The following is an 11511-nucleotide window of genomic DNA, read 5'->3' on the forward strand; positions in this document are numbered from 1 at the left end:
CTCAAAATGTCCTTGCAGCTGAGCTGGACGGACTTTTCATGCGGCAAAGGTCCTCAAAAAACAGAAAAGCCACCGTTCATCAAAAACGGTGACCTTCATTATATTATCTAGCTACAAGCCGCAATGCCATTTGCAGCTGCATGTCATTCTCTTCTTTTTTCATTTCGGCAATAACCGCCTGTTCGAGTGCGGAGGCTGTCTTTTTATCGATGGCTCCGGTTGGTTTCAGATCGTGCTGCTGTTGGAAAGCACGTACAGCCGTTTCCGTAGATTCACTGAAATATCCATCGCTTCGACCTGGCCCATAGCCTAAGCCCTCGAGCATTTCCTGTGCGTTTTTCACTTGCTCATTGTTCATATCTTTCTCAAGAGTTTTATTAATTTGGAGCGGATGTGTATAAAAAATCTTAGGCTGCTTTACCTCCAATGTCGGCTTGATCCCTTCATTATGAATCCAATTTCCATCAGGCGTCAGCCATTTATATAAAGTTAATTTAATATTGCTGCCATCCCCCATCGGTACCGGCTGCTGAACTGTCCCTTTGCCAAATGTATTCTCCCCGATGAGCGCATATCCTTCCGCCTCTTTTAGGGCACCCGCCAGAATTTCAGAAGCTGACGCACTGCCTTTATCAATTAGAACGGCGATCGAGTATTCCTTTTTCTCCTTTAAGCTCGAGTAATATCTTTTCTTTTCACCTTCGCGTTTTTCTATTTGGATATAAGGCTTTCCATCTGTGACGAGCTCTTTCAAAATTTTCTCTACCGATATTAATAGCCCACCAGGATTCCCTCGCACATCGATCACTAAGCCTTCCATGCCTTTTTCCTCTAATGACTTAAGGCTTTCTTCAAACTCCGAAGCTGTATCGTTTGAAAAGGATGTTATTTCGATATAACCGATTTTCTTCCCATTTTGCCTTTTCATTTCTGGAAACACCGTAATTTGAGGGATTTCGTCACGCTTCACCTCAACAATAAGCGACTCCTTTAATCCATTGCGCGCGATTTCCAGCTTCACCTTCGTGCCTTTTTTTCCGCGGATTTTGGAGGTTGCCTGGAAAAGATCCATCCCCTTTAAGCTTTCTCCATCCACCTTCAATATCTGATCACGGGGCTTTAATCCCGCTTTTTCGGCAGGAGATTCTTTAAAAGGGGAAATAATAATAATCTTTCCTTCCTCCATGCCTACTTCTGCACCAATTCCTTGAAAGGAGGATTCAAGAGTCTCATTGAATTGTTTGACCGTTTCCTTGTCCATATAGATGGAATACGGATCTGAAAGGGTCGCAAGCATGCCTTGAATGGCTCCTTCTACTAGCTGCTGCTCTCCAACCTTTTCAACATAGCTATTAAGAATAAGACTATACGCCTGCTCTACTTTTGTTAAATCACCTTTTCCAGTTGCCGATGGGAAATTTCCCTCTTCCATTTCGGAAGATTTATTTTCTAATCGTTCCAGCACGGTACCTTGGCTTAAGACTTTCATGCCCGCATATGTACCGCCCGCCCCTGTCAGAAGTGAACCTGTCATCAATAACGCCATCCATTTTCTATTCATCCCATCTTCCTTTCTATTCGCTACACACTAAGGGTGATTAGTTCCGCTTTTGGGAAGGCGAATGCTTTCGCTTTTTATAAACATTTTTTCAAAAATATTGACGCCTTTTTGAATAATTGGGAGGCCTTAATAATTCAATATATGACCAAAATGGACGGGTTATGAGAGTTTTATGAGAGATAGGGTTTATGAGATCTTATTTTTGCGGACTACATAGAAAACTTAGAACACGATTTCAATACAACGCAAAAAGGAAGAAGCCAGTGGCCCCTTCCTCCGTAAATTCCTATACTTTTAAAAACTTTCTAACAGACATCATACTGCCCCAAATTCCAATCAATGCGCCCATGAGGAGCAGCAAACCGGAAATTTGGTAGACAAATGGGTTAAAAGCGAGAATCTCTATAAAATTCCCTTTAAGCTTCGGTGCAAGGAAATCATATAGATAATAGTACGAGACCGTAACGAGAATGATTGGCATAATGGCCCCAATGATACCGAGCCATAAGCCCTCCAAGAAGAATGGCCATCTGATAAAGGCATTGGTAGCCCCTACTAATCTCATAATCTCAATTTCTCTTCTTCTAGCAACAATGGTGATTTTGATCGTATTCGAGATCAGGAACATGGCCGTAAACAATAATCCCACAATAAGAACGATCCCAACGTTACGGCTGGATTTGATGAATGAGAAGAGCTTTTCAATCTTCCCTTGGCCATAATTAACCTTTGCCGCGTATTCCATTTTTTCAATCTTTTTCGCGACCATCATCGTGTCAGCAGGTTTCTTTGTTTTGACAACAAAGACATCATTTAACGGGTTGTCCTGTTCAAACAGCTTGTAGGCTTCCCCTTCTTCTCCGAAGCTTTCAATCAGATTATCAAGCTCCTTATCTTTCGGAGAATAAACAACGGATTTCACCTCTGAAATTTTTTCAATCTTTTCCCCTAATATCTTCTGATCCTGTTCATTGGCAGCAACATCGACATGGACGCGGATTTCAACTTGCTCCTCTAAATCGGTTGCCACTTTATTCAAATTCATCATAATAACGAAGAAAACACCGACCAAAATAAGCGTTACCGTTACAGCACTGGCAGAGGCAAAAGTCATCCAGCCGTTTCTCGCAAGACTCTTCAAGCTCTCTCTTAGGTGACGGCGTAATGTTCTAGCTTTCATAGCCATAATCACCTCTCTGCTGGTCACGAACGATCTTTCCGCCCTCAATGGCGATTACACGGTGCTTAATCGTATTTACGATTTCCTTATTATGTGTTGCCATCACGACAGTCGTACCCCTTGTGTTAATTTCGTCAAAGATGTTCATAATTTCCCATGATGTGTCAGGGTCAAGATTTCCCGTTGGCTCGTCTGCGATTACAACCTTAGGGGAATTGACGATGGAACGCGCAATTGACACACGCTGCTGCTCCCCCCCAGATAATTCAGTTGGCAGCATACGGGCTTTATGCTTTAAATTCACAAGCTCCAGCGTTTCCATAACCTGTTTCTTAATATATTTAGGCTGTTCCTCTGTCACTTCTAGCGCAAAAGCGACATTCTCATAAACGGATAAAGTTGGCAGCAGTTTAAAGTCCTGGAATACAACTCCAATATTACGGCGAAGGAGAGGGACCTTATTCGCTTTTAACTTCCCAAGGTTTACGCCATTTATTGTAATCGTTCCGCTCGTAGGCTTCTCTTCTCTATACATCATTTTGATAAAAGTTGATTTCCCCGCACCGCTTGGACCTACGACATACACAAACTCTCCCGGCTTAATATGTACATCAATCCCATTTGCAGCAACTACACCATTTGGGTACTTTTTATATACATCTTGCATTTCTATCATTTACATCACCTAATATTTCTTAAAGTTTCGATTGAGTGGCCGCTCACTTTATTAGGGCCTCAGTCAAACAATATTCGTTAAAATTCGACAGCAAAAAAACGTAAACAAGACACCTCAGCTATTTATACTTTTCCATTATAACATCATAGGTTGTCTAATTACCTTGAAAAATTATTACATTTTCTTTTCACGGTGAAATAAGTGGATTTAGAGGGAAATAAAAAATCGCAAGCACCTTCGGACAATCAAAGTACAATTGTTCCTGCAATGAATATTCGCAGAAGCTTTCCTTGTGTTCACCCCCGACAAGCACAAAATGAGCCTCATGGAAAGACTCCTTTTGACTTTTGTGATAAATGAATAGGTCTTGCTTTGCCCTTTGGAGATTATTTTTGATTTTTGGAGTAATTGAACAGGCTGGGCTTTGCCCAAAGGAAGAAACCAAGACACCCAAGAGATTTAGGCGAAGGATAGACACTCGAAGATTATGAATTTGAATTTATTTAAAGCACATATTAATGTGCTTTTTTACATTAGGACAATAATGCGCAACAACACGAACGCCAAATGAAAAGTAAGTATTATGTCTAATATTGTCGATAAGCCTTCAATTTTCTTACTTGAATCCGATACTAGAAGCAAAAGGAAAAGGTAAGGGAATGATGATATGCAAATTCAAGAACTAATATCTAAAATTAATATCAGTGTGGAAGAACTGGATTTAGTTACTGCAAGAAAGTATATTGAAGAGAATATCGACTCATTAAATGGAAATAAAAACCTTTTAAAAAGTAATGCAAGGACTTTACTAGATTTTTTCACAAACAGTTCAATTACAAAGTCTCTTAGCAGACAGGACATGGCAACAATACATTCAATTAATACTTATGCAACTAGGTTTGATTTAAGGGGATTAAAATTATTTATAAAGGATAAAGCGGAACTGCTATTAAGAAATGACGTAGTCCAATATTTAAATTCTGATGCCAAGATACTTTTAGAGGGAATGGGCGCTATTGAAAAGAAAGGCCAACAGTGAAATATGGCGATAGTTTAAAATAAAGATAAACAACTTTGCCCTTAAGAGATTATTTTTTTAAACTCTACTTTTCAGAAGTAGCTTACTTTAAACTCAAGAAAAGTAATGCTTTCTTATAAAAAAAACGCTCTGTCTTTAAAAACAGAGCGTTTTTCTCGTTTTATTTACTTTTTAGCAGCTAACCAATCTGCAACTTGTGTTGCTTCATCGCCTTTAAGAAGACCTGCTGGCATTGCACCTTGTCCATTCGCAATGATATTTTCAATATCTTCTTTGGATAGGCTAGCCCCAACATTAGAAAGTTTTGGACCAACAGTACCTTCAAGGTTGGCACCATGGCAGCTTGAGCATTTTTGATCATACAGCTTTTGAGCATCTCCATCTCCAGCTGTTGTTGTTTCACCGCCGTTTGTGGTGCCTGTTGTACCTGTATCCTCTTTTTCAGTAGCATTGTCGCCACCGCCGCCACAAGCAGCAAGAACTAGGGATGTACCCATTAATAATGCAAGAAGCTTCTTTTTCACCATTATATCCCCCTCTGGTAAAATTACATACTACAGCTATATTATACCAATATCTTATACCCTTTTGAAACCCTCCCCAAGGACCTCAGAGGCATCCGAAACCACGACAAACGCAGCAGGATCAATGGTTTTGACCAATTGTTTCAACTTTGTGAATTCTGTCTGATCGACGACACACATTAGAATCGGGCGTTCATTTTCGGTATAACCGCCATATGCTGTTAGTTTTGTCACACCCCTGTCTATTTTATTCAGAATTCCTTCACGAACTTCATTTTCTTTTTCCGTAATAATCAACGTCATCTTTGAATGTTTCATTCCAATTTGAACAATATCAATTGTCTTACTCGTCACATAGAGAGCCAGCAATGCGTAAAGCCCTCTCTCAATATCAAACACAATCGCAGCAGTCAGTACAATTAAGCCGTCAATAATCGCAACACATGTCCCAAGTGTCAGGCCCGTGTATTTATTAATAATCTGTGCAGCCAAATCGGTTCCGCCAGTTGATGCTTTCCCTCTAAAAACGATCCCCAGCCCAAGTCCCACTCCGATCCCGCCGAATAGGGAGGCTAATAACGGGTCATTTGTCCATGGCTCAAACCCCTTTGTCAAAAAAACGACAAACGGCAGAAAAACGGTACCTGCCAGCGTTTTCACCCCAAACTGCTTCCCGAGAAACACAATTCCGGCAATAAAGAGCGGTATATTAAAAGCCCATTGCACATACGCCGGCTCCCAGCCCACAACCGCGGCCAAAATCGTACTAATCCCGCTTACCCCGCCAGATGCCACTTGATTCGGCAGCAGAAACACATTGAACGTAATCGCTATGATTGCAGCACCGATGAGTATGGATAGATATTCCTGCATGGTTTCCCATATTATGTTCTGTGAAAAATCGCGTCTTGCTTTTCTCATAGGAAAACTCCTTTTAAGTAAAAATCAGATATTGCAGCTAATGCCGTCAGTGAGTATAGCATGAGGTTATGTATGTGTAAATGCCATCAGACTGCTGTTTTAACGCGGTAAAATGACCTAGGAATTTTTCCTATATAGTAGGTTGCGGAGTATTGGCTAAAACTATGAATGAGTAAAAGGCTAAAGGCTTTTTCAGCCTGATTCTGTGGTATAATCACGAAAAGGAGGTGAACAAAGATGGAGAAAATTCTTTATGAAATTCTAGATCAGCTGAAAGATCATTCTAAGAGATTTGATAAAATTGATCAAAGATTCGATGCGGTTGATGAAAAGTTTGATGCCGTTGATCAAAAGTTTGTATCGATTGACCAAAGGTTTGAGGCGATGGATCGCAGGTTTGACGCGATGGATCAAAGATTTGATGTTATGGATCAAAGATTTGATGTTATGGATCAAAGATTCAACGCCGTTGACCAGAGACTTGATGCTATGGACCAAAGATTCGATGCCGTTGATGAAAGATTGGATACAATTGATCATAGACTTTATAAGCTTGAGGAGACGGTTCAGAATAATGCTACAGAGTTTAGAAGCCATTTCAAGCATATCCATTCAAAATTAGATCAACATGATGAACACTTTCGAATTATTTCTGAAAATTTAAAGGTCACTTCTGTTGATACAAAACTTCACACAAAGAAAAACAGTACGCACTAAAGAAATCGAAGGAAGAGAATCCACTTCAAGTAATTGCCTCCCAATCATCAAAGGCAAACGCCAAAATTCCCAATAAAACAAAAAAGCCTTTGCTGATAGTAAGATCGAGCAAAGGCTTTTATCTATTAACTTAATTTTGACCTGAGGAAAGCATCAATAAATGAATCCAGTTCTCCGTCCATGACGGCCTGCACATTCCCAGATTCTGTGTTTGTCCGATGATCCTTTACCATTGAGTATGGATGAAATACGTAAGAACGAATTTGGCTTCCCCAGCCGATTTCTTTTTGCTCCCCGCGAATATCGGCCATTTGCTGTTCCTGCTCTTCGATTTTCTTCTGATAGAGCTTGGCTTTAAGCATCTTCATGGCATGTTCACGGTTTTTAATTTGGGAACGCTCCGTTTGACACGTCACAACCACTCCTGTTGGAATATGCGTGATCCTTACTGCAGAGTCCGTTGTATTAACGTGCTGCCCGCCGGCACCACTTGAACGGTAAGTGTCAATCTTTAAATCCTCTGTCCGAATGTCGATATCAATCTCATCATTAAATTCCGGCATAACTTCACATGAAACAAAGGAGGTATGACGACGGCCTGAGGAATCAAATGGAGAAATTCGGACTAAACGGTGCACCCCTTTTTCCGCCTTTAAATAGCCGTATGCATTGTGGCCTTTAATACTCAAGGTTACACTTTTGATCCCAGCCTCGTCTCCCGGAAGGTAGTCGAGTGTCTCAACTTTAAAGCCTTTCTTTTCAGCCCATCTCGTATACATGCGCAGCAACATGGAGCCCCAATCCTGTGATTCCGTTCCGCCCGCACCTGGATGCAGCTCAAGAATGACATTATTTTTATCATATGGCTCGCTAAGAAGAAGCTGCAGCTCAAACTCGTTGAAGCGTTTGGACATTTCCTTTAACTCTGCCTCAAGCTCTTGCCGAAGCTCCTGGTCATCCTCTTCCTTAACAAGCTCATAGGTTAACTCCAAATTATCATACGTTTCGTTCAAATCATACAACTCATGCACTTGATCCTTCAATCCATTAAGCTCTCCAATTACTACTTGTGCTTGCTGCTGATCATCCCAGAAACCAGGCTGAAGCATCGTATCATCAAGCTCCGCAATTCGTGCCTCTTTGTTTTCTAAGTCAAAGAGACCCCCTAAAGTCCGCCAATCGCTTAGCTGCTTTTTCTAACTCATGTCGAATATCTGCTAATTCCAATTTCGTCACCTCATATAATGAATTGTTATTTTTACTCAGGAATATTATCAAACATATGGCTAAATCAACAACAATCACTAATTTAGCCTTATTTAAAAAAACATGATATTTATTATACTGTTTCCTATTAAAAATTTCACATCTAATTTATAGAAATTTGCCCTTTTAGGCTAAAAAAACCGCAAGAAGGCCGGCAAAGGTGTTCTGAACGGCTCGCCGGCCCTTATTAGTTCTTCTGTGAGCAGTTATCCATTAACCCCACAGCAGTTTTTATATTTTTTGCCGCTTCCGCAAATACATGGGTCATTTCGGCCCACGCTGATTTGCTTGACCACTGGCTTTTTCTTCACCTTTTCGCCATCTTCTTTAGGGTTTACAGCCTGACCCTTTGCTACCTCTTGACGCTCAAGGTTATTGCGAATTTCAGCCTTCATGATATATTTCGCTACATCCTCTTCAATCGCCGCGATCATGTGCTCAAACATCGCGAAGCCTTCATGCTGGTATTCTCTTAATGGATCAATTTGACCATACGCACGAAGGTGAATTCCTTGGCGAAGCTGATCCATCGCATCAATATGATCAATCCATTTCGAATCTACTGCACGGAGAACGATAACCTTTTCAAATTCACGCATTTGTTCTGGCTGAAGAATGTCTTCTTTTTCATCGTAGCGTTCTTTTACTTTTGCAAAAATCGCATCAACGATTTCATCAGATTCCTTGCCGCGAAGGTCATTAACCGTGATATCTCCTTCATGCAGAAGATTTCCATTCACATAATCGACCAGACCTTGGTAGTTCCACTCTTCATCATCGCCAGTATTAGGAGCAAATGCTTCCACATTACGCTCTAGGGAAGTCATAATCATTTTCTCAACGATTTCACGAAGATTTTCTGATTCCAACACTTCATTACGCTGTGTATAAAGAATTTCACGCTGCTGGCGAAGGACATCATCATAGGATAAAAGCTGTTTACGAGCATCAAAGTTATTTCCTTCCACTCGCTTCTGCGCAGATTCAACCGCTTTAGAAACCATTTTACTTTGAATCGGCTGAGAATCGTCCATACCAAGACGCTCCATCATCGACTTCATATTGTCAGAACCGAAGCGGCGCATTAGCTCGTCTTCCATTGAAAGGTAAAATTGCGTAACCCCAGGGTCTCCCTGACGGCCAGAACGTCCGCGGAGCTGGTTATCAATCCGGCGGCTTTCATGGCGTTCCGTTCCGATAACAGCTAATCCGCCCAATTCCTTAACGCCTTCACCCAGCTTGATATCCGTACCACGTCCTGCCATGTTTGTCGCAATCGTAACAGAACCCTGTTCACCCGCATTGGCAATAATTTCAGCCTCACGTCCATGGTTTTTCGCATTTAGAACATTGTGGCGAATGCCCTTTTTCGTTAAATATTTCGAAATCACTTCGGATGTTTCAATCGCAACTGTACCGACAAGAACAGGCTGTCCTTTTTTGTAGCGCTCCGCAATATCCTCCACAACCGCACGGAATTTTCCATCGATCGATGAATAAATAAGATCGGCACGATCATCACGGGCAATCGAACGGTTCGTTGGAATCACGACAACATTCATATTGTAAATATTGCGGAATTCCTCTTCCTCTGTCTTCGCTGTACCCGTCATCCCCGCAAGCTTCTCATACATACGGAAGTAGTTTTGGAATGTAATCGTGGCTAGCGTCATGCTTTCATTTTGAATTTCCAGACCTTCTTTTGCCTCGATGGCCTGATGAAGCCCGTCACTATAGCGGCGCCCCTTCATTAAACGACCGGTAAATTGGTCAACAATGACAATTTCACCTTCTTGAACGACATAATCCACATCAAGATGCATGCTCGAATGAGCCTTTAATGCCTGCGTAATATGATGATTTAAGGTTACATGGCTAATGTCAAACAGGTTCTCAATGCCAAAAGCACGCTCAGCCTTCGTCATCCCTTCTTCTGTCAGCTGAACTCCTTTTGTTTTTTCATCAAATGTATAATCCTCGTCTTTTTTCAGCGTACGTACGAAAGCGTTCGCCTGAATATAGAGGGCCGCTGACTTTTGCGCAGTACCAGAAATAATTAAAGGCGTACGGGCTTCATCGATTAAAATCGAGTCAACCTCGTCAATGACCGCATAATAAAGCGGGCGCTGAACCTTTTGCTCTTTGTAAAGAACCATGTTGTCACGAAGATAATCGAAGCCGAGCTCGTTATTTGTGCCATACGTAATATCCGCAGAGTACGCAGCCTGCTTCTCTTCCTTTGTCAGGCCATTTAAATTCAACCCGACAGTGAGCCCAAGAAATTCATACAGCTGGCCCATTTCGTTCGCATCACGGCTCGCCAAATATTCGTTCACCGTTACAACATGAACCCCTTTGCCTGATAGAGCATTTAAATACACGGGCATCGTAGCGGTTAAGGTTTTCCCTTCCCCTGTCTTCATCTCGGAAATATTTCCATCATGCAGGGACGCTCCCCCCATGATTTGAACAGGGTACGGATATAGACCAAGAACACGGCGCGAGCCTTCTCTCACAACCGCAAAAGCTTCTACTAGCAAATCATCCAATGACTCGCCTTTTTGGTAGCGCGCTTTAAATTCTTCCGTTTTCCCGCGGAGCTCATCATCTGAAAGCTTTTCCATATCTGCCGCATAAGTTTCTACTTGATCAGCTATTTTGGTTAGGCGTTTTAATTCGCGTTTATTTTGATCGAATACTTTATTTAAAATTCCAAGCATTTAAAACGCTCCTTTATATTGGATATGGGAGGAAATGTGAAAGCCTTATTTTACAATCTGCTTAAATCTCAGCTTAGCTTAAAAAAGATTCGCTGCTAACCGGCTGAATCCTCCCATGAAATCGCATATTTACACCTATTAATATTAACACTTTCACTAGGGAGTGACAACTTATGGGGGTTAGGAGGGGTAAGAAGGGAATTTAGGCGGAAAACTGTTTATAGTTTGTTCTTACCATATTTTTAGATGGCTTCGAAGTTTATTGTCTGTATTTTATTATACGAATTGGAATTCTTTTGTTAAATGAACTGAAATTTGTATATATTTTTATTGGTAAAATTGCTAAGTTCTGATATATCCGCTACTTTCAGTGATATATCCGCGAGATTTTCAATATATCCGCCACTTCTATCGATATATCCGCGAAATTTCAAATATATCCGCCACTTCTAATCCGGACAGAAAAAAATAGCGGCATGACCGCCTGCTATTTTTTTTGCTTCTTCATATACGTCAAAACATCCAAATCAATTTTCCCCTGTGCCTGCTCTCGGGCTTCGAAATTTTCGGTATGAATGTAGGTAGTCAACGCTTTAAAAAGCTGTTCATTATCATGCTGGGCATCCAAATATTGGAGGCGAACCAATTCTTGTACAACAGACCCCTTCACTTCTCCCTCAACCTCAACAATATTTTCCGCCTTAGCTGGAGCGAAATAAAGCTGCTGCAGCTGGTAAATGCGAATGAGCTCCTTAATCGGTCCCGAATGGTCATCAACCCGAAGATCAACATAACGATCATTAAATCCGCCATAGCCGCCTCTATCTTTTACAACAAGGAGTGCCGCAGATTGCTGGCCCCGGCTATCCCCGCCTGCTGATTGCCCCGCATCAAGTGCCGCTAGCAA

At 41.4% G+C, this 11511-nt stretch carries 10 protein-coding genes; 2 read left to right on the plus strand and 8 right to left on the minus strand.

Features of this window, described 5'->3' with window-relative positions:
* Nucleotides 1-103: 103 nt before the first annotated feature.
* The 3 genes from V7149_RS12735 to ftsE form a co-directional block, all read right to left on the minus strand.
* Nucleotides 104-1561, minus strand: coding sequence for a S41 family peptidase (locus V7149_RS12735; protein ID WP_335346004.1), 1458 nt, complete (start codon nucleotides 1559-1561; stop codon nucleotides 104-106).
* Between the two features lie 286 nt (nucleotides 1562-1847).
* Nucleotides 1848-2741 (minus strand): permease-like cell division protein FtsX, encoded by an 894-nt coding sequence (ftsX, locus tag V7149_RS12740; protein ID WP_335346005.1) that lies wholly within the window; start codon nucleotides 2739-2741, stop codon nucleotides 1848-1850.
* Nucleotides 2731-3417 (minus strand): cell division ATP-binding protein FtsE, encoded by a 687-nt coding sequence (ftsE, locus tag V7149_RS12745; RefSeq protein ID WP_335346006.1) that lies wholly within the window; start codon nucleotides 3415-3417, stop codon nucleotides 2731-2733. Before ftsE ends, ftsX begins: the two co-directional genes overlap by 11 nt.
* Before the next feature lie 667 nt (nucleotides 3418-4084).
* Between ftsE and V7149_RS12750 the strand changes: the two genes are divergently transcribed.
* Nucleotides 4085-4456 carry a hypothetical protein gene (locus tag V7149_RS12750; RefSeq protein WP_335346007.1) on the plus strand — a complete coding sequence of 124 codons (372 nt, stop codon included), beginning with the start codon at nucleotides 4085-4087 and terminating at the stop codon, nucleotides 4454-4456.
* A gap of 164 nt (nucleotides 4457-4620) precedes the next feature.
* Here the strand turns inward: V7149_RS12750 and cccB are convergent, their stop codons facing one another.
* Nucleotides 4621-4980 carry a cytochrome c551 gene (gene cccB, locus V7149_RS12755; RefSeq protein ID WP_335346013.1) on the minus strand — a complete coding sequence of 120 codons (360 nt, stop codon included), beginning with the start codon at nucleotides 4978-4980 and terminating at the stop codon, nucleotides 4621-4623.
* Nucleotides 4981-5034: 54 nt separating this feature from the next.
* Complete coding sequence (locus V7149_RS12760) at nucleotides 5035-5901, minus strand: YitT family protein (protein ID WP_335346008.1); 867 nt, start codon at nucleotides 5899-5901, stop codon at nucleotides 5035-5037.
* Nucleotides 5902-6138: 237 nt separating this feature from the next.
* Here V7149_RS12760 and V7149_RS12765 point away from each other — a divergent pair, with 237 nt between their 5' ends.
* On the plus strand, nucleotides 6139-6618 hold the full coding sequence (locus V7149_RS12765) for a hypothetical protein (RefSeq protein ID WP_335346009.1): 480 nt from the start codon (nucleotides 6139-6141) through the stop codon (nucleotides 6616-6618).
* A 125-nt stretch (nucleotides 6619-6743) separates the two neighbouring features.
* On the opposite strand, the gene prfB is transcribed toward V7149_RS12765, so the two are convergent.
* From prfB to V7149_RS12780, 3 genes are all read right to left on the minus strand, one after another.
* Nucleotides 6744-7845, minus strand: a protein-coding gene (prfB, locus tag V7149_RS12770) for a peptide chain release factor 2 (protein WP_335346010.1) whose coding sequence is annotated in 2 segments (ribosomal slippage) — nucleotides 6744-7772 and nucleotides 7774-7845 — 1101 coding nt in all. Because the reading frame shifts where the segments join, the coding sequence is not laid out codon by codon here.
* 245 nt (nucleotides 7846-8090) lie between these two features.
* Nucleotides 8091-10604, minus strand: a complete 2514-nt coding sequence (gene secA / locus V7149_RS12775; RefSeq protein WP_335346011.1) for a preprotein translocase subunit SecA — start codon at nucleotides 10602-10604, stop codon at nucleotides 8091-8093.
* A gap of 487 nt (nucleotides 10605-11091) precedes the next feature.
* The coding region (locus V7149_RS12780) for a DUF1028 domain-containing protein (RefSeq protein ID WP_335346012.1) at nucleotides 11092-11511 on the minus strand (420 nt) is incomplete at its 5' end.

Source organism: Bacillus sp. JJ1503 (assembly GCF_036965125.1).
Classification (GTDB): domain Bacteria; phylum Bacillota; class Bacilli; order Bacillales; family Cytobacillaceae; genus Cytobacillus.